This window comes from Loigolactobacillus coryniformis subsp. coryniformis KCTC 3167 = DSM 20001 (genome assembly GCF_002706425.1).
Taxonomy (GTDB): domain Bacteria; phylum Bacillota; class Bacilli; order Lactobacillales; family Lactobacillaceae; genus Loigolactobacillus; species Loigolactobacillus coryniformis.
Genome location: NZ_CP017713.1, coordinates 1,689,566 through 1,715,337 on the forward strand (window position 1 = coordinate 1,689,566; position 25,772 = coordinate 1,715,337).

General features: G+C 44.2%; 29 protein-coding genes. 7 read left to right on the forward strand and 22 right to left on the reverse strand.

Going from position 1 to position 25,772, the window contains the following annotated elements; genetic code table 11:
• Positions 1-37: 37 nt before the first annotated feature.
• The 8 genes from LC20001_RS08245 to rpsP all read right to left on the reverse strand — a co-directional run bounded on the left by LC20001_RS08245 (position 38) and on the right by rpsP (position 4,269).
• Positions 38-325: a hypothetical protein gene (locus tag LC20001_RS08245; protein WP_010011100.1), complete on the reverse strand. Its 288-nt coding sequence runs from the start codon at positions 323-325 to the stop codon at positions 38-40.
• 181 nt (positions 326-506) lie between these two features.
• Positions 507-911 carry an iron-sulfur cluster biosynthesis family protein gene (locus LC20001_RS08250; protein ID WP_003680476.1) on the reverse strand — a complete coding sequence of 135 codons (405 nt, stop codon included), beginning with the start codon at positions 909-911 and terminating at the stop codon, positions 507-509.
• 12 nt (positions 912-923) lie between these two features.
• Positions 924-1,502 carry a TetR/AcrR family transcriptional regulator gene (locus tag LC20001_RS08255; RefSeq protein WP_010011098.1) on the reverse strand — a complete coding sequence of 193 codons (579 nt, stop codon included), beginning with the start codon at positions 1,500-1,502 and terminating at the stop codon, positions 924-926.
• A gap of 316 nt (positions 1,503-1,818) precedes the next feature.
• The gene (gene rplS, locus LC20001_RS08260) at positions 1,819-2,166 is read right to left on the reverse strand and encodes a 50S ribosomal protein L19 (protein WP_003680397.1); all 348 of its coding nucleotides are present in this window, start codon (positions 2,164-2,166) and stop codon (positions 1,819-1,821) included.
• A gap of 125 nt (positions 2,167-2,291) precedes the next feature.
• Positions 2,292-3,035 carry a tRNA (guanosine(37)-N1)-methyltransferase TrmD gene (gene trmD / locus LC20001_RS08265; RefSeq protein WP_010011096.1) on the reverse strand — a complete coding sequence of 248 codons (744 nt, stop codon included), beginning with the start codon at positions 3,033-3,035 and terminating at the stop codon, positions 2,292-2,294.
• Positions 3,025-3,555 (reverse strand): ribosome maturation factor RimM, encoded by a 531-nt coding sequence (rimM, locus tag LC20001_RS08270; protein WP_003680395.1) that lies wholly within the window; start codon positions 3,553-3,555, stop codon positions 3,025-3,027. The genes trmD and rimM overlap by 11 nt, the downstream gene beginning before the upstream one ends.
• Before the next feature lie 188 nt (positions 3,556-3,743).
• On the reverse strand, positions 3,744-3,983 hold the full coding sequence (khpA, locus tag LC20001_RS08275; protein ID WP_003680394.1) for an RNA-binding protein KhpA: 240 nt from the start codon (positions 3,981-3,983) through the stop codon (positions 3,744-3,746).
• A gap of 10 nt (positions 3,984-3,993) precedes the next feature.
• Positions 3,994-4,269 carry a 30S ribosomal protein S16 gene (gene rpsP / locus LC20001_RS08280; protein WP_003680393.1) on the reverse strand — a complete coding sequence of 92 codons (276 nt, stop codon included), beginning with the start codon at positions 4,267-4,269 and terminating at the stop codon, positions 3,994-3,996.
• A gap of 298 nt (positions 4,270-4,567) precedes the next feature.
• Between rpsP and LC20001_RS08285 the strand changes: the two genes are divergently transcribed.
• Both LC20001_RS08285 and LC20001_RS08290 read left to right on the forward strand, forming a co-directional pair.
• On the forward strand, positions 4,568-5,935 hold the full coding sequence (locus tag LC20001_RS08285) for an IS4 family transposase (RefSeq protein WP_099235908.1): 1,368 nt from the start codon (positions 4,568-4,570) through the stop codon (positions 5,933-5,935).
• 240 nt (positions 5,936-6,175) lie between these two features.
• Positions 6,176-6,388, forward strand: coding sequence for a CsbD family protein (locus LC20001_RS08290; RefSeq protein ID WP_010011093.1), 213 nt, complete (start codon positions 6,176-6,178; stop codon positions 6,386-6,388).
• A gap of 203 nt (positions 6,389-6,591) precedes the next feature.
• Here LC20001_RS08290 and ffh read toward each other — a convergent pair whose 3' ends face one another.
• Together ffh and LC20001_RS08300 are read right to left on the reverse strand one after the other, a co-directional pair.
• Positions 6,592-8,028: a signal recognition particle protein gene (ffh, locus tag LC20001_RS08295; protein WP_003677247.1), complete on the reverse strand. Its 1,437-nt coding sequence runs from the start codon at positions 8,026-8,028 to the stop codon at positions 6,592-6,594.
• A 184-nt stretch (positions 8,029-8,212) separates the two neighbouring features.
• On the reverse strand, positions 8,213-8,554 hold the full coding sequence (locus LC20001_RS08300; RefSeq protein ID WP_003677249.1) for a putative DNA-binding protein: 342 nt from the start codon (positions 8,552-8,554) through the stop codon (positions 8,213-8,215).
• A 193-nt stretch (positions 8,555-8,747) separates the two neighbouring features.
• Between LC20001_RS08300 and LC20001_RS08305 the strand changes: the two genes are divergently transcribed.
• Positions 8,748-9,074 (forward strand): hypothetical protein, encoded by a 327-nt coding sequence (locus LC20001_RS08305; protein WP_010011092.1) that lies wholly within the window; start codon positions 8,748-8,750, stop codon positions 9,072-9,074.
• A gap of 67 nt (positions 9,075-9,141) precedes the next feature.
• Here LC20001_RS08305 and ftsY read toward each other — a convergent pair whose 3' ends face one another.
• The 9 genes from ftsY to LC20001_RS08350 all read right to left on the reverse strand — a co-directional run bounded on the left by ftsY (position 9,142) and on the right by LC20001_RS08350 (position 21,619).
• On the reverse strand, positions 9,142-10,152 hold the full coding sequence (gene ftsY, locus LC20001_RS08310; RefSeq protein ID WP_003677251.1) for a signal recognition particle-docking protein FtsY: 1,011 nt from the start codon (positions 10,150-10,152) through the stop codon (positions 9,142-9,144).
• A gap of 16 nt (positions 10,153-10,168) precedes the next feature.
• On the reverse strand, positions 10,169-10,978 hold the full coding sequence (locus LC20001_RS08315) for a Cof-type HAD-IIB family hydrolase (protein WP_010011091.1): 810 nt from the start codon (positions 10,976-10,978) through the stop codon (positions 10,169-10,171).
• On the reverse strand, positions 10,975-14,532 hold the full coding sequence (gene smc / locus LC20001_RS08320) for a chromosome segregation protein SMC (protein WP_010011090.1): 3,558 nt from the start codon (positions 14,530-14,532) through the stop codon (positions 10,975-10,977). Before smc ends, LC20001_RS08315 begins: the two co-directional genes overlap by 4 nt.
• Positions 14,533-14,848: 316 nt before the next feature.
• On the reverse strand, positions 14,849-15,541 hold the full coding sequence (rnc, locus tag LC20001_RS08325) for a ribonuclease III (protein ID WP_003677256.1): 693 nt from the start codon (positions 15,539-15,541) through the stop codon (positions 14,849-14,851).
• A 290-nt stretch (positions 15,542-15,831) separates the two neighbouring features.
• Positions 15,832-16,071 carry an acyl carrier protein gene (acpP, locus tag LC20001_RS08330; RefSeq protein ID WP_010011089.1) on the reverse strand — a complete coding sequence of 80 codons (240 nt, stop codon included), beginning with the start codon at positions 16,069-16,071 and terminating at the stop codon, positions 15,832-15,834.
• A 241-nt stretch (positions 16,072-16,312) separates the two neighbouring features.
• A complete protein-coding gene (gene plsX / locus LC20001_RS08335; RefSeq protein ID WP_003677258.1) occupies positions 16,313-17,335 on the reverse strand; it encodes a phosphate acyltransferase PlsX in 1,023 nt (340 codons plus the stop codon).
• A gap of 21 nt (positions 17,336-17,356) precedes the next feature.
• Positions 17,357-19,402 (reverse strand): ATP-dependent DNA helicase RecG, encoded by a 2,046-nt coding sequence (gene recG, locus LC20001_RS08340; RefSeq protein ID WP_010011087.1) that lies wholly within the window; start codon positions 19,400-19,402, stop codon positions 17,357-17,359.
• Positions 19,403-19,491: 89 nt separating this feature from the next.
• The gene (locus tag LC20001_RS08345; RefSeq protein WP_003677262.1) at positions 19,492-21,162 is read right to left on the reverse strand and encodes a DAK2 domain-containing protein; all 1,671 of its coding nucleotides are present in this window, start codon (positions 21,160-21,162) and stop codon (positions 19,492-19,494) included.
• A 94-nt stretch (positions 21,163-21,256) separates the two neighbouring features.
• A complete protein-coding gene (locus tag LC20001_RS08350) occupies positions 21,257-21,619 on the reverse strand; it encodes an Asp23/Gls24 family envelope stress response protein (RefSeq protein ID WP_003677264.1) in 363 nt (120 codons plus the stop codon).
• 294 nt (positions 21,620-21,913) lie between these two features.
• Between LC20001_RS08350 and LC20001_RS08355 the strand changes: the two genes are divergently transcribed.
• The 4 genes from LC20001_RS08355 to rpmB all read left to right on the forward strand — a co-directional run bounded on the left by LC20001_RS08355 (position 21,914) and on the right by rpmB (position 23,500).
• Entirely contained in the window at positions 21,914-22,429 is a 516-nt protein-coding gene (locus tag LC20001_RS08355; protein WP_010011086.1) for a hypothetical protein, read from the forward strand.
• 172 nt (positions 22,430-22,601) lie between these two features.
• The gene (locus LC20001_RS08360; protein WP_225351653.1) at positions 22,602-22,835 is read left to right on the forward strand and encodes a hypothetical protein; all 234 of its coding nucleotides are present in this window, start codon (positions 22,602-22,604) and stop codon (positions 22,833-22,835) included.
• A complete protein-coding gene (locus LC20001_RS08365; RefSeq protein ID WP_029507564.1) occupies positions 22,814-23,149 on the forward strand; it encodes a phosphorylase family protein in 336 nt (111 codons plus the stop codon). The genes LC20001_RS08360 and LC20001_RS08365 overlap by 22 nt, the downstream gene beginning before the upstream one ends.
• A gap of 165 nt (positions 23,150-23,314) precedes the next feature.
• Positions 23,315-23,500, forward strand: a complete 186-nt coding sequence (rpmB, locus tag LC20001_RS08370; protein ID WP_010011081.1) for a 50S ribosomal protein L28 — start codon at positions 23,315-23,317, stop codon at positions 23,498-23,500.
• 52 nt (positions 23,501-23,552) lie between these two features.
• Here rpmB and LC20001_RS08375 read toward each other — a convergent pair whose 3' ends face one another.
• Genes LC20001_RS08375 through rsgA form a run of 3 tightly spaced genes read right to left on the reverse strand, consistent with a single transcriptional unit; the run spans position 23,553 to position 25,754 of the window.
• Positions 23,553-24,197: a thiamine diphosphokinase gene (locus LC20001_RS08375; protein ID WP_003677265.1), complete on the reverse strand. Its 645-nt coding sequence runs from the start codon at positions 24,195-24,197 to the stop codon at positions 23,553-23,555.
• On the reverse strand, positions 24,190-24,852 hold the full coding sequence (gene rpe, locus LC20001_RS08380) for a ribulose-phosphate 3-epimerase (protein ID WP_010011079.1): 663 nt from the start codon (positions 24,850-24,852) through the stop codon (positions 24,190-24,192). Before rpe ends, LC20001_RS08375 begins: the two co-directional genes overlap by 8 nt.
• The gene (rsgA, locus tag LC20001_RS08385; protein ID WP_003677270.1) at positions 24,849-25,754 is read right to left on the reverse strand and encodes a ribosome small subunit-dependent GTPase A; all 906 of its coding nucleotides are present in this window, start codon (positions 25,752-25,754) and stop codon (positions 24,849-24,851) included. The genes rpe and rsgA overlap by 4 nt, the downstream gene beginning before the upstream one ends.
• Between the last annotated feature and the right edge of the window lie 18 nt (positions 25,755-25,772).

Below are 25,772 nucleotides of genomic sequence, written 5' to 3' on the forward strand. Positions count from 1 at the left end.
AAAGATGCGCCCCTAACTGGCACATCCCCTTACTTTTCTAGCCCGCTAACGCTAAAGAATGAAATTGGTGTAACAACTGATAAGTTGCTTGGTAAGCCTCGCAACCATCGGCGGGAACCTCATAATTATTGGTGACGGCTGCTAATTGCGTTAATTCAGGTGTGAGATCAGCATTGGCAGTCGTCGCCACTTTTTCTTGCATCGTGACAAATAAATCACGCACGACCGCTAGTTCCGGATGATGAGCGCCATGGACTTTTAAGATCTGGCTCGTATAGAAATTTAACTTAGCAAATTCAGCGTCGATAAAAGTTTGTGTGGTCATAATGGCTTCCTTCTTTCATTTGATAGCCTTAGCATACCGGAAACCACCCTAACAAAACTTAACCGCGGTCAAGTTTTAGCTAAAAAAAGCGGCGTGACATAATGGATTTATGCCGCACCGCTTTTTTTGTACTTGCGAACGATCGATTCAAACCGTACGTCACCAGTCACCCGCTATTAAATTAGCAAATCTTGCCACCTAAAGCTTGCATTTCAGCCTTCAGTGCTTGTTCGTCTGCAGTTGGCGCCACATAATCAGCCACGCTAACGGCACCATCCAAAACACCACTGTCATCAGTTAATTTCAACAAGCCGTTGTTATAGTCCAAAGCCAAACCGCTGCCTAGGAAAGCCATTTCTGGTGTTGCACTGGTCAAATTCAACCCTGCTTTATTGTCCAAGACAACATCGTATTCTGCATCCGCCTGATCAGCGATAACTAATTGGAACTTATTGCCGATCGCACATGAACCACCTAATTTGGAAAACTTATTAGAACCGTCGTCTAGCGCTAAAAAAACGTGCTTGCCGGCGGGAATTTTATTTGCTAAATAAGTTGCTGCCGCTGCTTTAATATTAATGTTCATTATAATCGCTCCTTATCGAGATGCTTCAAGTTGTAAAACCGACTGCCGTAAATAATTAACGGCCTGTTCCAATGGCGCAATATCTTGGTGTACTTTGATCAACAAGATCGCCCCTTGTAATGTGGCGATGATCGTTTGTGCTTTGACCTGTGCTTCCTTGGCGGCAATCACTGGCGTTAATTGTTGTAATTTAACCGCCAATGCCGTTGTCCATGCCGTCATCAATTGATCTAGCAAAACACGAAAATCTTCATCCTTAGTCGACATTTCGCTGATCACCTTCCCGATCGGACAGCCATAATGCTCATCCTGCTGGCGATGAAAATCCAACACCCAAGCCAACATCGCTGTCAACGCCGGTGCCGTCGGCTGATCAGCCGCCAAAATACCGTGGACCAATTGCTGATCCCATTCGGCGACGATCTGCTGCAAAACGGCTAAGCCAATGTCTTTTTTCGACTTAAAATAATAATATAATTGGCCTTTACCGACCGCGGCCGCCGCCATAATGTCACTGATCGAGGTCGCTTCATAACCATTTTGGTAAATCAATTGCCGCGCTGCTGTAATAATTTTTGCCTTACTGTCCATTTACATCAGCCTCAAAATTTATTTAAAATAAAAACCTACCAGTTGGTACAATTAATAGTTTAGCACTTCGCTGAATTTAAGCAAGTGTTTAGCTCACAATTAAGTTGTATGCAATTAAAAGCATTTTTTTAAGAAACTACCCGCCACTCTAGGTCACCACCAACTGCTTGCAATAAGCGCCGTAACCGCGGCAAACTAACTTCAACTAACTGCAATTTTCATAAACGCCACACCTTCCCGTACTTTATGCGACCAAGCACAATTCCAGTATAAACTAAAAAGCCGCCCATTTCTGGACGACTTTTGTAAATAAAGCCTAGCGACGGATTTCTTTGATCCGAGCTGCTTTACCATGCAATGCACGTAAGTAGTACAATTTAGCACGACGTACCTTACCAAAGCGAATAACTTCGATTTTGGCAACACGTGGTGTGTGGATTGGGAATGTCCGTTCAACGCCGACACCGTTACTTACTTTGCGAACCGTGTAAGTTTCGCTGATGCCTTCGCCGCGACGTTTGATAACAACGCCTTCGAACAACTGGATACGTTCGCGAGTGCCTTCAACGACACGAGCGTGAACACGTACTGTATCACCAGGACGAAATGCTGGGATATCAGAACGTAATTGTTCTTTAGTGATTTCTGCAATTAATGGATTCATGAAAATTTCTCCTTTTCTACAGACACTCTTGCCGCAACCGCAGCAGCGGAATATCGTGATCAGTGACTCTTCATCACAAAGTTAAATTTTAGCACACTCAATTCAGCCTGTAAAGGGGAAATCCTTTACTTAGCGTCTTCCTCGGTTTTAACTTCGGCTAATAGTTTTTGTTGCTGCTCAGTTAAAGTAACTTTTTGCAACAGATCAGGCCGGCGTAAATAAGTCCGCCGTAGTGATTCTTTCTCCTGCCATTGGGCAATGAGCTGGTGGTTCCCGTTGGTCAGTACTGGTGGCACTTGCATACCGTTAAAATCAGCTGGCCGTGTGTACTGCGGGTGCTCGAGCAACCCATCAGAAAACGAGTCATTGTCGGCAGAACTTTCATTCCCCAGCACGCCTGGCAATAAACGAACCGTGGTATCGATCACCACCATCGCCCCCAGCTCACCGCCGGTCAACACGTAATCGCCGAGTGAAATTTCGTCGGTCACTAAATGACGGATCCGTTCATCGTAACCTTCATAATGACCGCAAATAAAGACCAAGTGATCACTAGCTGATAAATCTGCCGCGACACTTTGATCAAATTTTTTACCAGCGGGATCCAGTAAAATAACGCGCTTGGGCCCAGGCTGTTTCTGCTCTAAGTCAGCCATGGCTGCGAAAATCGGCTGAGGCTTCAGCAACATCCCCTCGCCACCGCCATAGGGATAATCATCAACGGTATGGTGCTTAACATCATCAGAGTAAGCACGAAAATCCGTCACTTCAATATCTAATAAATGCCGTTCCTGCGCCTTACCGATGATCGATTGTTCAAACACACCGGTAAACATACTAGGAAACAAACTGAGGACATCAATCCGCATCATCGATCAATCCTTCCGGTAAATCAACTATCGCCTTTTTAGCCGCTAAATTAACGTCTAAAACAACTTGTTTGATGTAAGGCAGCAGCCAATCTTTTTTGCCTGGCCGCGCCACGACCCAAACATCATTGGCACCAGGACTGAGAATCTCCTTAACCGTCCCTAAATCAGCGCCAGTGGTCTGATCAACGATTTTAAGACCAATGATATCACGATAGTAGAAACCTTCGTCAGCGGCCAATTGATGCTGATCTTCACCAGCAACATAAAGCATTTGCCCCTTCAAAGGTTCAACCGCCGTCAAATCAGGTAGCTCGGTAAATGATAGCAAATTGAAATTTTTATGCCGCCGATGTGTTTTCACCGTTAAAGCTTGCGTTTTACCTGCTGGTTTGACGTACAATTTCGCCCCAGGCTGAAAACGTTCCTCTGGAAAATCAGTTGTCGCCATTACTCGGACTTCCCCGCGGATACCGTGCGTATTGACGATTTTACCGACCGTATAATATTTTTCGCTCATGCTTGATCCTTTCTAAGACAATTATAAAAGGCAATCGTGCGTTTTATAACCCATTTTAGTCAAGTTGCTGGTGACCTCATTACATATTATTCAAACGGAAAGGTGCTCGAAAAAGCTTTTTCAACACACGCTTTCCAAAGAAAAACACCTCATAAAACATCACTGTCTTATTGAGGCGTTTAGCTGTTTTATTCAATAATGTTGAGACGCACCCGTTTGTTACCCGGTACTTTCACACTATAAACGATTGTTCGAATCGCCTGTGCCACACGACCTTGTTTACCAATGATGCGACCAATATCTTCATGGTTGACATGGAGATCATATTCGTGAAACCGTTCTGTTTCGTGAACAGTAACCTTAATGTCATCAGGATAGGTGACGAGTGGTTGAACAATCGTAATAATCAGTTCTTTCACATCTGTCATCATTTAATCCCTATTTCTTAGCAAATTTTGCTTCGTGCAATTTTTGCATAATGCCATGATTGGATAAAATGTTCCGTACTGTATCAGAAGGTTGCGCACCTTTTTGTAACCAATCAAGGATTGTTTCTTCTTCTAATTTAACTTCGGCGGGATTAACTAATGGGTTATATGTGCCGACTGTTTCGATGAAACGGCCATCACGAGGTGAACGTGAATCTGCCACAACGATACGGTAGAATGGGCGCTTCTTAGAACCCATCCGCTTTAAACGAATTTTAACTGCCATTTCTGCACCTCCTTAACTTATTCAACGCTAATAAATATACCAGTTATTTGCAGCGTTGTAAAGTGTTTTTTCTTTACACGATAAAATGCCTATCTTATCGCGTTTATGATCATAATCAACAGTTAAACCACTGTATTTCGTGTCAAACTAAGTAAATCTTTTTAAACTAAACCGTGAAAGTTCAAAACCCAGCTAAACCCTGATTGCACTAAGTTATTTTAGCCCAAAATTAAACACAAGCAGCTCCTTGAAGTATACTTGAGTCGTCTAAACCACGATACAAAGGAGTGCTTGTGCTATGGCTAGTATACCGCAAAATAAAATTGAAAAATCAAGTTTTAAAATAATTACCCAATTTTGTGCCTTGGCGCACCTACCAGCTTTGGTCCGCTTGCTCAATGATCACCGCCATTCTAACGTTTCACTAACTGCAATCTTGATTTGGTTACTCAAGGTTATTTTCCAGCGGCGGACACTTTACCGAGCAGAAGCACCAGGCATGTGTACCAAACGCACGGTCTACAATATCTTGAATGACGGTCGGATCAATTGGCAACGGCTTAGTTGTTTATTGGCACAACGGGTGATTACTGGCCTAGCACAGTGGCTCGACGCTCGCAAAAGTGGTGCGCTGATCATTGATGACACCCTGATCTCACGACTGAATGCGAAACAAACCGAGCTTTTAGCCAACACCTTCGATCATGATCGGCAACGCTACTTAAAAGGTTACCGTGGTTTGACCTTGGCTTGGAGTAACGGCCAGCTCGTGTTGCCAGTCACGACGGCAGTTTTGTCGTCACAGAAAGCACGTAATCGGGTGGGCACACCAGCTAAAACTTTAGATCAACGCACCTTAGCCGGACAACGGCGGGCCCAAGCGATGCGGCCAATGCCAGCGGTCGCACTAGAACTGATCAAGCAAGCGCGGGCAAATGGGCTCAAAGCTAAATATGTGCTATTCGATAGTTGGTTTACCTCGCCTAAAATGTTTGCGGCGTTAAACGACCAAAAGTTGATCGGTATTGGCATGCTTAAACGGACCAAGAAGATCTATTACCGCTATCGTGGCCGCCAATACACCGTCAAAACGCTCTATCAGTACTTACGTCAGTCGCATCGTCAACCACGAGCCGACTATTTATATAGTTGCGTGGTTCAGACCGCTACCGCAAAGTTACCGTTACGCTTAGTTTTTGTCGCTAAACGCCATTGCGCCAACGACTACCTGGTGTTAGCGACCACAAAAACCAATCTGACCCCGGCAGCGATCATTCAACTTTATAGTCGCCGTTGGCAGATTGAGAACTATTTTAAGGCCGCCAAACAATATTTACGCCTTGATCAGACTCAGATCCAGGATTATGACGGGCTTTGTGCGCATATGGCTGTGACCATGATGACCTATGATCTGTTGGCTTGGCAACAGCGGCGCCAACCAGGCGACCCAACGATTGGCGATATTTTCTATCAATTGGATACCTTACTGCCGATCATTGATCTGGCGACTGCAATCGGCCAGTTACTAGGTGAGTTGACTAACCTAAAGGTGACTAAATCACCTGCAAAAATGACTGCGCAGATCAAGACACTGATTGACCAATTTTTAAATGGCTTATCGATTCAAACTTCGGCGCTGATCACGCTGAGCATGAGCAATAGTTGAAGGTTAATTTTCAGGCTGTAAAGCTTGGTGGACTAAGGGATTACTCGAATTGGAACTTTCACGACTTAGTTTTTAAATTTGTCGTCAAATTAATTTGCTCACTTTAAAATATTCCGTACCTACCCCAAAACTTTCATCAGCCGCTTTTTCACTAGCATATTTCTCGCACTATTACCACTTTCTTGCGATAATTAAATTAGGAAAAGATCAGTCAGAACCACCGGTAAAGGAGGTTTGTCCATGAATAGTAAATTCGATAAGTTAAAAGGTAAAATCAAAGAGGCAACGGGCAAATTGGTCGACAATGACGAATTAGAAGCCAAAGGCCAACAGGAACAGGATCAGGCTAAAGCTAAGGAAGATGCTAAACACCATGCCGAAGGTAAAACCCAAGAAAAGCGTGAAGAAATTCAGCGTGATGCAATCGATGAAGACGAAACGAAGGAGTTGTGACATAATTTATGTCCAACTCCTTCGTTTTACTTCTGAACAATATAGCTAAAACGTATGCCATAAGGCAACCTTTTTCACTTGCTAGCGGTTTTCGCCTTGCTATGTCTCCTGCGGTATGATTTTTACCACAGAAATAGTCAGCGTCCGGAAAATCGACTGCTACTGTGAAGTAGTAGCTGGACACCTTATGTTACACTTGACTTTTATTTACGCCGTTTCCGTGCTTGCTTTAACCGTTTTTGTTTTTGCTTCTTTTGTTTACGGACCATGGAGCCCATAGCCATCTTGCCTAAACGACCCGAGATACCTTGGCCAAACATCTGATCCATCCCCGCAAAGTTCCCATTGGACATTTTGCTCATCATTTTCCGCGATTCTTTAAATTGCTTGATCATACGGTTGACTTCTTGGATCGGCCGGCCAGCACCAGCGGCGATCCGCCGCCGCCGACTTGGATTCAATAAATCCGGGTTGGTGCGTTCACTTGGCGTCATTGAATAAACGACTGCCTTCATGTGCCCCATTTCTTTCGGTCCCATTTGGATCTTATCTAGGCCGGGTACGTTGTTCATCCCTGGCATCATTTTCAAAATGTCTTGGATACCACCCATTTTTTGAACTTGATCAAGTTGATCGATGAAGTCATTAAAATCAAAGGTGTTCTCCTGCATTTTTTCGGCCAACTCGTTGGCCTTTTTCTCGTCATAATCAGTTTGTGCTTTTTCGATCAAGGTCAGCATATCACCCATGCCGAGAATCCGATCAGCCATACGATCTGGATGGAAAACATCCAAATCAGTTAGCTTTTCGCCCTGGCCGGTGAACTTAATTGGCTTACCGGTGACGGCACGAATCGATAATGCCGCCCCACCACGCGTATCGCCGTCTAATTTAGTTAAGACGACCCCGGTGATATCTAATTGCTGATTAAAACTTTCGGCAACGTTAACGGCATTTTGCCCGGTCATGGCATCGACCGTCAGCAAAATTTCGTTAGGCTGCGCGAGTTCCTTGATATCAGCAAGTTCTTGCATCAACTTTTCATCGATCTGTAACCGACCGGCGGTATCAATGATCACATAGTCATTTTTATTTTCGGCGGCCTGAGCTAACCCTTGACGCACGATCTCGCGCGGATCAACGTCAGTCCCTAATTGGAAAACGGGGGCGCCGACTTGTTGCGCAACGACTTGTAACTGATCGATTGCGGCGGGCCGATAAACGTCGGCGGCGATGAATAACGGCCGGCCGTGTTCATTTTCCTTTAACCGGTAAGCTAATTTACCCGCTGTCGTCGTTTTACCAGCCCCTTGCAGCCCGACCATCATGATGATCGTCGGAATGTGTGGTGCTTTATTTAACGGAACGGCCTCTTCACCCATGACCTTCGTCAATTCTTCATCAACGATCTTGACGATCTGTTGCGCTGGAGTCAAGCTTTCTAAAACTTCAGACCCAATTGCCCGCTCGCGCACCGTTTTAACGAAATCCTTGACCACGCCAAAGTTAACGTCGGCTTCTAATAATGCTAGCCGGATCTCGCGCATTGCATCACGGACATCAGATTCCGTGATCTTACCTTTACGCCGTAATTTACTCATTGCATTTTGTAAACGCTCAGTTAAGCCCTCAAATGCCATTTATTTCACCCTCTACTCCACAATAGTGGATAATTTTTGTATCAAAAGTTTCTAATGTTACGGACGACGTCCATTCTTGTGGCAAAGGTTAAAGGGCGTAGTTGCACAGTCCGCAACTGCGTTTCCTCAACTCAAACCGTTTCGGTCACCGCAAGAAACATGGCTCTAATTGTTTTTTGTTTAATTAATCTGCTTCGTCTTGCTCTAATTCACTGATCAATTGCATCAATTGCTGATCCTGGGCATAATGCTGCTGTACATAGGCTTGCAAGCGATCAGTGGCGTTGTTACGTACCTGAAAATTCCGATACAGTTGTAACTTCTGTTCATAGTCTTCCAGGATTTTTTCTGTCCGTTTTATATTATCATAAACTGCCTGCCGACTGACACTGAATTCTTCAGCAATTTCACCTAAGGAATAGTCGTCCGCGTAATACAACTGCAGGTAATGATATTGTTTTTTAGTCAATAACGGCGCATAAAATTCAAACAGCGAATTGACGCGATTATTTTTTTCAATTTCCATGTTAAAGTCCACCGTTTCATTTTCTGCATACTTGTTAAGCGTAACCTAACCGCACTATAAAATCAATTATCTTACGGGCGTTTTTTGTTCATGTGTAAACATTAACAATTTTAACTGCTTTTTCAGTCAAAATCTGCTAGAATAAAATTAATCAGGCTGTGTGATGCAGTCCACCTTTAGGGAGGTAATGATGATGGTACCTGTTATTATTTATTGGGGCGCCGTTCTAGTTTTAGCCGTTTGGTTGATCTGGAACGTCGGTTTTTCACTCAAGTATTTAGCCAACGGCGAACGCGGTAACTTATGGGCATTTATGTTGCTCAATGTTTTTGCATTGATTGCTGGCTTATTAGTCGTTTGGGCTTATGGCGACAACGGCTTTATTCAATGGGCTTTGGGTTCCGCATCTAGCAAAGTTCCCCAGACTGGTTGGTTAATGATCAACAACTGGATCAACGTTGTTTTGATCGTGGCACAATTCTTTCTTGGCCGCGTTCGTTCCCCACAAGCAGCTAAATAAATAGCTAACAAGAAAGTCTCAGTAAAATGGCACAGACCACTTTACTAAGACTTTTTTGTTACCCTAATTATTCTGTTTTATCTGTATCTTGGATCAAATCTTTAAACAGACCGTAGACAAAGGCGTTGGCATCAAATGGTTGTAGATCATTGATCTGTTCGCCTAAGCCAACTAATTTAACCGGCACCTTTAATTCACTGCGAATCGCCAGCACAATGCCGCCTTTAGCGGTGCCATCCAATTTAGTCAACACGATACCGCTAACCGCAGTCGTTTCTTTAAATTGTTTAGCCTGAATCAGCGCATTTTGGCCGGTCGTTGAGTCAAGCACCAACAACACTTCATGCGGTGCATCAGGAATTTCCCGAGCAATCACCCGCTTGATTTTTTCCAACTCGTTCATCAAGTTTACTTTATTTTGCAGGCGGCCGGCAGTATCAACCAATAAAACATCGTCATGATCACGTTTAGCCTTCTGCACGGCATCATAAACCACTGCCGCCGGATCACTTTGCGCCTTACCAGCAACCACTGGCACACCCGCACGTTCGCCCCAGACTTGCAACTGTTCGATCGCTCCAGCACGGAAAGTATCGGCAGCGGCCAAGACCACTTTTTTACCTTCTTCTTTATACTGATGGGCTAATTTACCAACGGTGGTCGTTTTACCAACACCGTTGACCCCGACGAACAAGATCACGGTTGGTCCTTCCGGCGCAAAATTGATCTCATTATTTTCGTCAGCACCTTCGGCTTCGTAAATATTGACTAACTTTTCAACAATCGTTTGCGCCACTTCTTGCTGGCTTTTGGCGTTACGTAGCTTCACTTCATCGCGTAACTCATCGCTAAGCTTGACCGCCATTTCATAGCCCACATCGGCGCCGATCAAGGTTTCCTCCAGATCATCAAAGAAATCTTCATCAACGGTCCGAAAATTAGCAAATAACGCATTTAAGCGATCGCCAAATGTTTTCCGACTTTTCTCTAAGCCTTTATCGTATTTTTCTTCCGCTGCCGTTTCTTCCGGCTTAGCCCCGCCGGTGAACGCCTGCTTGATTTTATCAAATAATCCCATTTGTACACCTCTCGTTTTATAACTTAAAATAGTCCTGCAAAAAGCGTGCGACCCCGTCATGCTCATTATCGACGCTAGTAATCTGATCAGCGGCTGCCTTGATTGCCGGTACGCCGTTTTGCATCGCTACGCCGACCCCCGCCGCTTGCAACATTGATAGATCGTTTAGCTGATCGCCAAACGCCATCAAATTGGCCCGCTGCCAACCAAATCGTTGTAACAATACATCCAACGCTGTCGCTTTCGTGACTGTTTTCGGACTAAATTCCAATAAATTATCCCGTGATGAAGCGATATTAAACGCGGTACTGAACGTAGCTGGTAATTGTTGTTGGCCTAAAACCAATAATTCATGATCAGCGGCAACGACCGCCTTACTATATTGTAGATCAACTGCCAAGTCGGCAAAAGTCTGCGGCACAAATTTTAATTTAGGATTCATTTGCTGATATAGTGAAGTGGGCAGTTCCGTCAGTGGATACACTTGTTCAAAGTCCAAAATATCCAGTGGCCATGCGACCGTGTGGGCAAAATCAACTAGTGGCGCCAAAGCAGCTTTAGTCAAGCTTTGCTGCGCCAAAATTTGCCGGCTCGCGACTTGTTGGACTAAGGCGCCATTAAAGGTCACCACATAATTATTTGCCCCAGTCAATTCTAGTTGGGCTAAATAAGGCCAGATCGCGTTGATCGGCCGCCCTGTACATAAGACTAATTGAATATCTTGATGCGCCAATTGTTGCAATGTTGCCACCGTCAGTGGCGTCAACGTTTTCTGATCATTCAACAAGGTGCCATCAAGATCAAAAGCAATCATTTGAATACTCATGCATGTGCCTCCGTTTTTACATCTTCCAGCGCAACCGAAACCATATGCGATACGCCTGATTCCTGCATGGCAACGCCGAACAATACATCCATCGCCATCATTGTACCTTTACGGTGGGTGATGACAACAAACTGGGTTTGCTGATCATAACGCTGTAGGAAGCGACCAAAGCGCTCAACGTTAGCTTCGTCTAACGCCGCTTCGACCTCATCCAAAATACATAATGGTACTGGACGTACATGAATGATGGCAAATAACAGCGTAATGGCTGTCAATGCGCGTTCACCGCCAGATAACAAGCTCAGTTGTTGCAGCTTCTTACCCGGTGGCTGCGCGGTAATTTCAATGCCGGTGGTTAAAAGGTTGGCTGGGTCAGTTAAACTCAAGCTAGCCTGACCACCACCAAACATTTGTGGAAAAATCGTTGCAAACGCTTTGGCAGTTGCTTCAAAAGTGGCCTTGAACCGTTGACTAACTTCCTGGTCCATTTCAGTCATTGTCGTTGTCAATTGTTCGCGGGCACTTAATAGATCTTCCCGCTGGGCCAATAAGAATTCATAGCGTTGACTGACCCGTTCGTATTCAGCAATCGCACCAATATTGACCTCACCCAGATCGGCTAGACCTAATTTAAGTAACTTTTGTTGCTGCTGTAATTCAGCTACGTCCGTTGGTAAAGCAGCTTGTTTTGCGGCTTCGAAGCTCAGGTTATAATCACTTTCTAACTGAGTCAAAGCGTGATTCAAACTATCATTAAGACTGGCTAAGGTTGCTTCGATTCGCTGTTGAGCTGCCGTTTGTTGCTGATAAACCGCTTGTGCATGTGCCAACTGCTGTTCCTGTTGTTGTAGCGTAGCGGCTAGCACTTCACGTTGTTCTTTGACCGTTTTGATCTGAACATCGATCTGTGCCAACTGTTCGGCCGCACGTTTTAAATCAGCTGCGTTACTGGCATGATCCTTAGTCTGCGTGTTAAGCCGTTGCGTCAATTGATCACATTGCTGCTGGTTTCTGACCATTGCTGCTTGCAAAATACTTTGTTGCTCAACATGCTCGCGGTTAGTCTGTTGTCGCTGTTTTTGTTGTTCTTGGGCTACAGCCAAGTCGGTTTGCGCCTGTTGTCGCTGACTGGCAGTTGCCGCCTGATTTTCTTGCCAACTGGCTAAGGCCGCTTGTTGCGCCGCTAGATCAGCCTGAATTTGCTCAATCGTAGCGGCAACTTTTTTAGCCTGTTGCTGATTTGCCAGATATTTTTGCTGCTGATCAGCCGTGGCATCATTTTGCTGTTGACTTGTATAAGCGACCGCTTGCTGCTGCCGGACTAACTGGGCTTGTTGCCGCGTTAGATCCTTCAAAATGGCTTGATTTTCCAGCTCTTGCCGTGCCAGCTGTTGCAGCTGTTCATCAGTGGTGGACAACTGTTGATTAGCAGCTTCGATCTGCGCCTTTAAGGCTTGCAGTGCTTGCTCTTTAGTTGCCAATTGTTGTTTCATTTTGGCTAATTGTGCCGTTAAGTCACGTTGCTCTTGTTCGCGCGCTAATAGGCCATTTTGTTTGGTGCGGCCGCCACCAGTCATGGCACCACCAGGGTTGAGAATGTCACCTTCTAGCGTAACGATGCGCACACGATGCTGTAGTAGCGCCGCTAACTTGATTGCCGCCGTTAAATCAGTAGCAATCACGATGCGGCCTAATAAATGGCGCATTACGTTAGCGTGCTCTGGCGCGAATTTAACCAAATCAGCTGCTACGCCAATAAAGCCAGGCTGCTGCGCAATTTGCTGCATTTGAGTACTATTCAATTGCTGCGGCTGCATCACCGATAACGGTAAAAAGGTGGCCCGACCTAAGTGCTGTTGTTTCAAATAATTGATACTGCGCTTACCCGCTGCCTCATCACTAACCACGACTGCCTGTAGTTGGCCACCTAAAATAGCTTCCAACGCTTGATTGTATTTCGCTGGCACCGTCAATAATTCAGCCACCGCACCGATCACACCGGTTAGCTGTGTCTTGTGCTGTAAAATACTGCGCACGCCTGCATAAAAGCCACTATAATCCTCTTTCATTTCAGCTAAACTGGCTTGTTTGGCTTCAACCTTTTGCATGATAGCTAAAGCCTGATACCACTGTTGCTGCTGTTGATCATATTGCTGCTGATCATGCTGAACCTGTGTCGTTAACTGCTGTTGCTGTTGCTGCTGTTGGGTCCGCTGTTTTTTCAGTTGAGTTGCGGTTTTTTCAGCCGTTTTGACTTGTGCCGCTAACTCAGCTGTTTGCTGCGCTAAGGCCGCTTGTTCTGCTTGTTGCTTCTCATCGCGCACTTTAGTCTGCTGCTGTTCCCGCGCCAAATAGGCAGCTTCATTGTGCAAAGTTGTTTGCTGCTGTAGTTGATCAATATACTGCTGCCGTAGTGCTTCCACCTTACGCTTGATCGTGGCTTCATCGACCTGCTGCGCCTGCGTATAGTTTTGCACCAATTGTTGTTTTTGTTTTAAGTCAGCGTCAGCTTGTTGTAACGCTGTTTTTTCAGTGGTTAAAACCTGCTGCAATTCAGCTAATTGCTGTTGCTGCGTTTTCAGTTCAGCCGTTAAATCAGCTAATTTATCTTGAGCAACCCGCCGCCGTTCGCCAGCTAACTCGGCCTGACCCGATAATTCTGCTTGTTGTTTGGTGATTCGCAGTTGATCCTGCTGCAAAATATCCAGTCGTTGCGTGTTCTTTTGCTGTTGCTCTTTTTGGGCAGTCACTTTAGTCTGAAAGTCAGTTTGGTTCCGTCGAGCCAAGATCACATTTTCTTGAGCAGTTTTTAGTGCCTGCTGCTGTTCTTTCTTGGCCGCAGCTCGTGACTCGATCTGACGGACTAATAAGGTTTTAGTGATCTGATCAAGTTGCTTTTTTTGCTGTAGATAATCTTTGGCCAAGCTACTTTGTTCTTTTAATGGCTCGACCTGCTGAGCTAATTCGGCGATAATGTCGGAAACCCGATGTAAATTATCGGCCGTGGCGCTTAGTTGACTATCCGCTTCTTTTTTACGTTGCTTATATTTGACCACGCCAGCGGCTTCTTCAATAATGCCGCGGCGGTCCTCTGGTTTACTATTAAAAATTGCCGCAATTTTTCCCTGTGAAATAATGGAAAAGGATTCTCGCCCCAGGCCAGAATCCATGAATAAATTAACGATATCCTTTAAGCGACAACTTTTTTGATTTAAATAAAAGGCAGAAGTGCCATCCCGATATAGAATCCGAGTCACGCTGACCTCATCATAATCTGACTTTAATTGATGATCAGAATTATCGAAAGTCAACGTGACTTCAGCACGGTTTAATGGTTTACGTTCACTGGAACCAGCAAAAATAATATCAGGCATTTTACCACCGCGAAGGCTCTTGGCTGATTGTTCACCCAGTGCCCAGCGAATCGCTTCTGTAATATTACTTTTACCACTACCATTAGGACCAACGATCCCCGTGATACCATGATCAAATTGGATCACGGTTTTATCGGCGAAGGACTTGAAGCCATTAATTTCTAACGTTTTAAGTTGCACACCGGTAAGCTCCTATTCCACAATTAAGGTGTTTTATCAGCAAAAAGCACTGATAAATATTGATGTTTCAGACAGTGCGACTTGGACTTAGCCGAGTTGCGGCTTTAGTCCAATCGACATCGACAAGTCAGCTCTGTTTCACGAATATGCTCAATACCAAATGCTGGCCAATTTGGTGTTGGCAAAAACGAGCGACAGTGTCCATTCAACTAAGGCAAATATCGCCAAGTTGAAACATGGCCCTATTCCACAATTAAGGTGTTTTATCCTGCTGAATGATGCTATTTCATTCGCATCAGCCTTATCTATACCAGCCTTAATCTTGTAATTTACGTAACGCCACTTCAGCTGCTGCTTGTTCAGCGGCTTTTTTCGTGTGGCCAGTGCCTTGACCTAAGACTTCGCCACGAGCGACGACTTGGACGGTAAATTGCGCATCGTTAGCCGGGCCAGCTTCAGCAACCAATGGATAGCTGATCTCAACTTCACCATCTTTTTGCAAAAATTCTTGTAAATTGGTTTTGTGATCCATGACGTAGGAAAAAGCACCTTGTTCAACTTTAGGAAAGACGACCTGCGCCACAAAACGTTGTACCGCTTCCTTACCTTGATCTAAGTACAAGGAACCGACAAAACTTTCAAAAATATCGCAAAGTAATGAATTACGATCACGCGCCCCATTTTTTTCTTCACCTTTACCGAGCTTAATGTATCGGTCAAAATGGCATTCACGCGCAAAAGCACTAAAACTATCCTCACAGACAATTGCCGCCCGTAATCGGGTCAATTTACCTTCAGGATAATTTGGGTACTTGGCATATAAATATTCAGATACGGTCAACTCCATCACCGCATCACCAAGAAATTCAATGCGCTGATAATCTTGCAACTTTAAGTTTGGGTGTTCATTAACGTATGAGGACTGCGTGAACGCTTCAGATAATAAATCGACATTCTGATACTCAATGCCAAAACGGTCACGTAACTCATTTAAAAATACTTGCTCCACAACTGAGCCCCTTTCTACTACAAAACAATTAAGGTCGATTACTAGCAGCATTCACTAGTAATTTTTAATGTCACTTACAAATGATACTGCCTAAAATTTACCACACGACACGTCAATATTAGGCAGCACTTCTAATAAAACTTGCTTTAATCACACCAGCGTATTATACAGGTTTTCCTAGGAAAAGACTAGCGCTTAGTCAGTTACTATATATTGTGTCAAAAATAGGCGCCAACAACAAAAAATGAGTTAACATTATTCGTCTGAATAACGCCAACTCACTCGCTTATTTATTGATGGTTTTTGATGTAAGTGACTGCGTCGCCCACTGTCGCTAATTTTTCTGCATCTTCATCCGAAATCTCAGCACCGAATGTATCTTCCAATTCCAAGATAAATTCGACAATGTCGATCGAATCAGCGTTTAAATCTTTCTTAAAATCAAGTGACTGACTAACTTTGTCAGCTGATAATTCAAACCGTTCTTCAATCAATTGTGCGATCTTATCGTAGATCTCTTGCTCAGACATCTAATCCCCCCTTGCTTGGTCAACACGCTGACCAATAGTTTTGCGCCGGACAAATCAAATTCGTCGCTGCTTATTTTTACTAACAACGCTTCAAATGTAGATCACTGGTAAAAATTAGCCTGTTGTATCGATTCACAAATACACATTCAGTGAATCTGACCGCACACTTTTCTTCACTAGTAGTCGATTTCAAGGTTCAAATAGTAGTGTAATGGTTTTAACCGCCATTGTCTAGCCCAATTTAATCGTTTTTTTCTGGGCGCCGTGCGAGTTCATTTCGGCTAAAATAATCAACTACATCTGCGACTACTTGCTTAGAAACCATGTCGTGAATTTGGCTGATCGTATAATAAACGGCGTCTGGACTAGCTGTACCATGCGTTTTGACTACTGGTGCCTTCAAGCCAAGTAAAACAGCGCCACCGTAACGTGAATAGTCAAAGTTATCACGTAATGTCCCTAAACTACCCTTTAGCAAAGCGCCACCGAGCTTGGCTTTAACGCCGCCATTCATGATGCTATCTTTCAATAAATGTAAGATGGAAATAGCCGTACCTTCAATTGATTTCAATGCAGCATTACCAGTAAAGCCATCCGTGACGACTACATCGGCGCGACCATTTAAAAGTTCACGCGCTTCGATATTACCAATAAAATTAAAATCTTTTTCTGCCGCGATCAGTTGGTAAGCCGCTTTATGTGTCAAGTCACCCTTATCCGGTTCAGTCCCATTATTTAGCAAGGCGATCCGCGGCCGTTCAATGCCCCGCATATTTTTGGCATAATAATTTCCTAGGACCGCAAATTGATACAAGTTTTCTGGTTTGCTATCGGCATTGGCACCAATATCTAAAATATTAAATTGGCTACCTGTCCGAAAATCAGGTAATGTCGGCATTAAGCCTGGGCGATCAATACCTTTGATTCGACCAATGATAAATAAACCTGCAGCTAACAACGCCCCAGTACTACCAGCAGAGAAAATTGCATCCGCTTCACCGTCTTTAACCGCATGGGCAGCAACGACCATCGAAGCATCTTTTTTGCGTCGAACTGCTTTAACTGGCTCTTCGTCAGCTAAAATCTCTTCACTAGTGGCAACGATCGTTAAGCGCTGATCATTTTTGATCTCAGCGCGAATTTTAGCTTCGTCTCCATAAAGTAAAAATTCAATATCGGGGAACTGATCACGGGCGCGCTCAACACCAGGAATGATCGTTGTTGGGCCATTATCGCCGCCCATTGCGTCTACTGCAATTTTCATGGCTGATTCCTCTTTCCTCACTCAATCTAAATTCTGATAATTTTGCTCTTGCTGAGCTAAATAATTGGCTAAAGGCCGATTTTCTGGTTGTTGCCAGGCACCAGTCGTCACTAATTCTTGTGCTTCGATCTGCGCCGTTTCCAATGCGCGGTAATCGGCTACTGGATCAGCGACTTTGAATTCAGGCATCCCTGACTGTTTTTCACCGAGCACATCCCCTGGGCCACGCAACTCCAGATCTTTTTGCGATACCTGAAAACCATCAGTAGTCGCCACCATTGTTTCCATTCGCTCAATACCATTTTGATTTTTAGGATCGGCCACTAGGATACAAAAGGATGCTTCTTGTCCCCGACCAATCCGTCCGCGCAGCTGGTGCAACTGGGATAAACCAAAACGATCGGCATCAAAAATCAGCATTGCGGTGGCATTAGGTACATCCACACCGACTTCGATCACTGTGGTTGCCACCAAGACTTGAAACTCGTTGGCTTTAAACGCCTGCATAATTTGATCTTTATCTTCATTTTTCAGCTGACCATGAAGCAAGCCAACCTGATAAGTCGGCGCAAAAGCTGCCTGCATTTTCGCAAAGACGGCTTGAGCATTTTTCAAGTCCATACTCTCTGATTCCTCAATCAACGGCGTGACCACGTAAGCTTGGCGGCCTTTAGCTAATTCTTTTTGAATAAAGCTTAACGCATTGGCCACTTGGTTACCCCGGATCCAACTTGTTTTGATTGGGATTCGGCCAGCCGGTAATTCATCGATGGTTGAGACATCCATTTCGCCAAATGCGGTGATTGCTAGCGTCCGTGGAATTGGTGTTGCCGTCATTGCTAAAATATCCGGCCGATAGCCTTTTTCACGCAAAACACGGCGCTGATTGACCCCAAAACGATGTTGTTCATCAGTAATCGCCAAACCTAATTTGGCAAAGTCAACGCCATCCTGGATCAACGCGTGTGTACCGATGATCAAGTCGATCTTACCAGCAGCCAAATCGCTGAGGATTGCTTGTCGCGCTTTGCCTTTGATTGAACCCGTTAATAAAGCTACTTGGACATCAAAATCAGCAAACAGCCGCTGTAAGTTCTTATAGTGCTGTTCCGCCAGAATTTCGGTTGGCGCCATCAGCGCTGCTTGATAACCAGCTGTAACTGCAGCATACATGACTAAGGCCGCAACGATCGTTTTACCACTACCAACATCACCTTGCAGCAATCGATTCATGTGCCGCGGGCTTTTTAAATCACGACAAATTTCATTGACAACTCTTTTTTGCGCTTTGGTCAACTCAAACGGCAAGGTTTGAATAAAGGCGCGTAATTTTTGATTATCGTAGTGTAACGCTAACCCTTGTTCTGGCGCTTGTTCACGCTTTTTCAGTAACTGGATCGCCATTTGAAATAAGAAAAATTCCTCAAAAATAGCTGTACGACGAGCCGCATTAGCTTCAGTTTGCGTCTTAGGGAAATGCATGCCATGGATTACTTGCCGCTCCGTCACCAATCGGTATTTGTCGATCAAGGCTTGCGGTAAAATATTGACGATCAGATCCGCATAGGCATCATAAGCAGTTCGAATCAGCTTGACCAATGTCGTTTGGCGAATACTTTTCGATGCGCTATAAATTGATGCAAATTCTGGGCTAGTATCATTCTTGATGGCAAGAACTTTCATTCCGGTCATGCTTTTACGCTTAGCATCCCATTTACCATAAACTGCAACTTCTGCACCGGTTTCAAACTTATCTTTCAACCATGGTTGGTTAAAAAAGGTCACCATGATCACAGCTTGATCAATCAAGAGCCGAACATTGAGCCGATTTTTGCCGCGGCCAAAGCGACTGACAACTGGCGGCCCGACAACGACCCCCTTCAAGGTTACTTTTTCTTGATCGATCACTTCATCCAATGACTTAACCTTTAGATCTTCATAGCGAAAGGGAAAATAATGCAGCAAGTCGTTGATCGTATTAATTTTTAATTCATGTAGCGCTTGGACTTTTTTAGGACCAACCCCTGGTAACACCGCCACCGGATCAAGTAAACTTTTACTGGTCATGTCAGACCACCACCTTTATTCTGACCAAATTCACCATACTAAACAAGCTGAGGCACCTACCTCAGCTTGCCTGGGTCACACTATTCACACTATTCAACGGAAACCAGATATGGATAAACTGGCTGACCGCCATCATGTAATTCAACTTCTAATTCATCATCAATTGCCATGACTGCATCGGCAATCGCTTGGGCTTCTTGGCGAGTTCCACCTTCGCCGATCAAAATCGTCACGATCTCACTATCATCATCAAGCATCGCTTTGATCATATCGACTGTCGCTGTTTGCCGCTCAGATGCCGTCACCTTGATCTTACCATCGATGATCCCCATGTAATCGTCCTTCTTGATTGCTAAACCATCAATGGTTGTATCACGGATTGATTGTGTCACTTGACCGCTAATAACATCCTTCAAGCCAGCCGTCATCTGCGCCTCATTATCAGCCAATGAGTTATCTGGATTAAATGAAAGTAATGACGTCATCCCTTGGGAGATCGTTTTACTTGGCACGATTGCTACTGGGATATCAGCCACTTTTGCTGCTTCTTGTGCGGCCAAAATAATGTTACCGTTGTTCGGTAAAATTAAGGCTTGCTTGGCATTAGCTGACTTGATCGCATCCAAAATATCTTGTGTACTTGGATTCATTGTTTGCCCACCATTTAAGATCGTTGTAGCGCCTAAACTCTTGAACAATGTCCCGACACCTTTACCAGAAGCAATCGCGATAATGCCAAAATCAATCGGTTCTTGAGCTTCAGCTTCGTTAGCTTGATCTTGTTCTAGAATGGTTTCATGTTGTAACCGCATATTATCGATCTTGATCTTCAACATCGAACCATATTCATGGCCATAGGCTAAAACCGTGCCCGGATGTTCCGTATGCACATGGACTTTGACCACTTCATCATCATTGACCACTAGTAATGAATCACCTAAACCATCTAAATGATTACGGAATTCTTCATAGTCAAATTTAGCCGTTGCACCATCTTGGCCTAACCCGACCATCATTTCTGTACAATAACCGAAAGTAATGTCTTCCGTGGCAATTTGGCTTTGGACACTTTGATGATGCATGGCATTAACCATCTCGTCCATTTCAGAACCATCTGGCTGATAAGTATCATCGTCAACCACTTCACCAGAAAGACCTTCTAAAAAGCCTTCATAAATGAAAACTAGTCCTTGACCACCAGAATCAACGACACCCACTTCTTTTAAAACGGGTAACAAATCAGGCGTTTTTGCCAACGCTTTTTTAGCAGCCGCAACAACGGCTTGTAAAATAACGACGGCGTCAGTTGTTTCTTTACTTTGCTTATTAGCAGCACGCGCCGCCTCACGGGCAACCGTTAAGATCGTACCTTCAACGGGTTTCATCACTGCCTTATAGGCCGTTTCTACACCGCTCATCAACGCTGCAGTTAGATCTTGAGCCGTCAGTGCTTCTTTACCAGCTACACTACTAGCAAAACCACGGAATAATTGTGAAGTGATCACCCCGGAATTACCGCGGGCACCCATCAATAATCCTTTAGCCAGTGACTGTGCTAATTCACCAACATTAGTGGCATTAGATTCGTTGACCGCTTTAGCACCACTACCAAAAGATAGCCCCATATTCGTTCCGGTATCACCGTCAGGGACAGGGAAAACATTTAATGAATTGACAAATTCAGCATTTTTGGTCAGCCGATGCGCGCCGATGCGCACCATATCTTGAAATTTTGCTGCCGTTATTTCTGTTACTTCCAAAATTATCCTCCTTGCTGTTTTGCCTGCTTTTAGCGCAAAACAAAACCAGCGGGACACATTCGTATCCGCATTATACGACTTTATTTTAGTTTAATTAGTCAGCTAATACTCGTACACCTTGTACGAAAACATTAACCGAATTGGCGGTAACGCCAAGCATTGTTTCTAAATTGTACTTTACTTTTGATTGTACATTCCGGCAAACTTCGGAAATTTTTGTTCCGTAGCCGACAATAATATAAACATCAATTGCCACGCCATTTTCTTCTTGGCGCACAACAACACCGCGCGCATAATTTTCTTTACGTAAAATATCATTTAAGTTATCACGAATTTGATTTTTACTTGCCATTCCGATGATGCCATAAACGTCAGTCGCCGCACCACCGACAACTGTGGCGATCACTGCGTTAGCAATATCGATTGTACCGTATTGGGTTTTAATGTGTACAGCCATTAAAAGAACCTCCTCTATTCCACAATAGTAGCTAATTTTTGTTCCAAAAACTTTTGCAGTTGCTGTTTGGACCATTAGACGGCCGCACACAGCCAGCAAAAATCTGGCTCATTTTCACTCTGCGTATCAAAATTGGTACGTTTTAAAAAAACTTCTACACGCCATTCTATCATAGCCTGAAAATATTGAAAAGTTATCTTCCATTAGATAACGCTAATTAAGCAGTAGATTTGCGTATTTATTGCGCATAATCAACCTATCCCCGTACACTAGAAGTAAACGGAGGTGCCCGCTATGACTACTATAACCATAATCGTTGGCGATAAAAAATACAAACCTACTGCTGATTATACCGCAAGCGACCAAATTGCTTACTATCCATTTAATACAGCCGCCTTTATTCCGACACCCCTGACTCCACAAACAAAATCATATCGCCGACTGATGGCCTTCTTACTTGGTCGTCCGCAAATCGAAGCTAAGTTACGCCATATTGAACGTAATTTCACCACAGGTCAATTACTACGGCATTTTAAACGCCAAAATATTTACTTTGCTCTGGCTAGTGACCGCGAACAAATCCACAACTTTTTAGCCCAGCATCCAGAAGATACGATCACCTTATTATTACTGGGTAAAAAAACTTGGTCCTGCGCCACTGAGTTTACGCATCCCCAATTAGAAACCTTATTATTTACCGCACCACACAAAAAAGATAGCTTTTGGTGCAGCCTAGATTATCAGGATCAATCCGGCATTGCCTCAACCAGCACGATGCAAAAATTGATTCAACCAAAAATTCGGTTATAGATGCACACCTATTTTTGATATTGCACTAGGCAAATAACTAATTAGGTTATAAACTAGATGATACCTAAGTGTTATTGAAGCGTTCGTTTTAGTCATTAAGTTAGTTCATATTTTGGGTGGACTGATTACGACCATGCGCGCAATGCAATTCAAATATAGTGAGGCGACTTTGATGGACCAATTACCTTTTTTAGATTACGATCGCACGCCAAAAGCGCTTTTAAATCCTGATCATGATCTACCCGCACTTAAAAACTTCCCGCAATTAGTTTTATTGGCTTTTTTAACCCGAGAAACGATCGATAAATTTGTGACCACACACAATGGTCAACAAATCGCGGTGATTGAAACCGTTGCGGCGACAACGCCAATTTTTCAAATTTCATGGGCAGGTACAACCAATTAGCACAGGTGATTCAAGCCCAACAATTAACGCCACAATTTGTTAAGACTTGGACGACTGACGGCTATTTTCGTGAGACACAACAATTGGTCCAGCAGCGCACGCAAGCTGGTTACACCGTTGTTGAAATGGAGTGCGCTGCACTAGCAGCTTGCGCGCAATTCAGGCAAGTTGCTTTCGGTCAGTTATTGTTCACCGCTGACACAATGACCGACTTAAACAATTGGCAACCACGCGATTTTGGCCGTTCTGCACACGCAAAAGTAGCTAAACACTTAAGTATTCAGTGTTTAGCTACTTTTGCTGAATCGATTTAAATACTGCTTTTTAAGCTAAATTTTTGGCGTTCACCTACCTCAATTTTACCCTGTCAAGCAAATTTACTTGAAAGAAAAGTATTGCAATCAAGGGGCTATTATGATAAATTAAATCAGGTAAGTGTTAACGAGCAGCATGTAAAAATGCTTAAGGGAGGACTAGACATGGCTAAAGATTTCATTACCGGCAAGGGTACAACCTTCGGTAACAAGCGTTCACACGCGTTAAACCATAGCCGTCGCAGCTGGAAAGCTAACTTGCAAAAAGTACGCATCCTAGTTGATGGCAAGCCAAAACGTGTATGGGTATCTGCACGGACATTAAAATCCGGTAAGGTTACTCGCGTTTAATTAAATTAGACGATTAAAAAAGAGCTTGGGGCAACCCAAGCTCTTTTTGTATCTAATCATGACTTTGGATCACCGCAACCACCCCAGTACGAAAGCTAAAGGTCGCACTTTTTTTAGTGAATTGATTGCTGGCAAACATGATTGGTTGTGCGTAATCTGCGTTAGTCAATTTATATTTAGTATCATACAACGTTAAGCCCGTCACCGCCGTCAACGGTGCAAAAGCTAAATACTGCTGCCTTGCCTCCTGCGTGATCGTATGCACGCCCGGTAAAAACAGACGCAAACTATTTTGACGATCTAATAACCGTACGCGTTGACAGTAAGGTAAAAAACGCGGCTGTAATAGCATGAATAAATTATCTAACAAATGATCTAAACGCCCACCAGTAGCACCATAAATAGTTACTCGTGTCGCTTGACCTTCCGTTAACGCAATATTTAAGGCCAATTCAGTATCCGTTTCATCCTTATCTGCTACCGCATAGCGAATATCCGCCACCTGCGTCTGCACCCGTTTCAGTTCAGCCGTGCTCAACGAATCAAAATCACCGACGGCAACCTGCGGCGTGATCCCTAACTCAAGTAAACGCAAGGCCCCACGATCAGCGGCAATCCACGGAACCGCCGTTTGCTGCGCAAGTTCGGCCGGCCACATCGCCGGAGGCCCCCCCACTAATAAATTAAACTCAGTCATTGGTTGCAGCAATATTACGCAAAGTCTGAATCTGTTGTGCTGGATCAGCCGTACCATAAACGTACGAACCAGCAACAAAGACGTCGGTCCCAGCATCAGCGCACGCTTTGACCGTTTGATCACTGACCCCGCCATCGACTTCAATATCAAAATGATAGTCATTGGTTTGCCGCAATTGATCTAGCCGTTTAACCTTGCTTAACATCGCCGGAATAAATTTCTGACCACCAAAGCCAGGATTGACCGTCATCACTAACACTTGATCGACTAATGGTAAAACATTTTTGATTTGTTCCAGTGGTGTGCCAGGATTTAATACAACCCCCGCTTTAACACCTGCATCTTTGACCATTTGTAGTGCCCGATAGATATGTGGCGTACTTTCGACGTGTAACGTCAAAATATCGGCCCCAGCCTTAGCAAAATCAGCAACAAAGCGTTCTGGCGCTTCGATCATCAAATGACAATCTAAGACTAACTTAGTCACTGGCCGCAACGCCGCCACCATACTCGGACCAAAAGTAATATTAGGAACAAACTGACCATCCATCACGTCCACGTGTAAGTAATCAGCGCCACCTAATTCAACTGTTTGAACATCTTGTGCCAAATTTGCAAAATCAGCACTTAAAATTGAAGGTGCAATTTTCATCATTTTTTGCCTCGCTTTCCATTATACTTCGGCTTTTCTGCCTTTTTCTCAGTTCGAAATTGTAAATAATTCGCGTAGCGGCTGGCGAGTATCTGCCCCGTTTCCACCTGTTGCTTAACGGCACAACCAGGCTCCTGATCATGTTGGCACGCCCGAAAACGGCATTCAGCAGACGCAGCGACAAATTCAGGAAAAAGTAATGGCAATTCAGTTAACTCAAATTCACTTAAATTTAATGAAGAAAAACCTGGCGTATCCGCCACTAAGCCACCAAACAATGGCAACAACTCCACATGTCGCGTGGTGTGTTTACCTCGACTTAAGCTTTCCGATACCGCGGCGGTTTTCAACTGTAATTCAGGGTCAATATGATTCAGCAAAGTTGATTTGCCAGCACCCGATTGCCCCATAAATACCGTCAACTGATCAGCAAAGTACGTCGTCAATTGCTTGACTTGCGCCGGTGCAAATGGTTCCGCATCAAAAAATGTCGGATAGCCCAACTGCTGATAGTACGCCACGATTGGTGCTAGCTTAGCCCGTGCTGCCTCATCCAAGAGATCACCCTTAGTAAAGTAGATCAAAGGCCGAATCTTTTTCTTTTCCAGGGTCATCAAAAAACGATCCAATAAATTACTAGAAAAGTCTGGCTTAACGCAAGACGTAACGACCACCGCTTGATCAACGTTGACCACTTGAGGACGGACTAAAGCATTTTTACGTGGTAGTAGCTTCAACACGTAGCCTTCTGTTTGATTAGTACTCTCAAATTCAACATAATCACCGACCAACGGCGTTAACTGACGTTTGCGGAAATTACCTCGCCCACGTGTTTGAAACGTTTGTTGATCTGAATAAACGTAATAAAACCCACTTAATGCTTTCCGAATCTGTCCTTGTGCCAAACTGTCGCCTCCACTTTC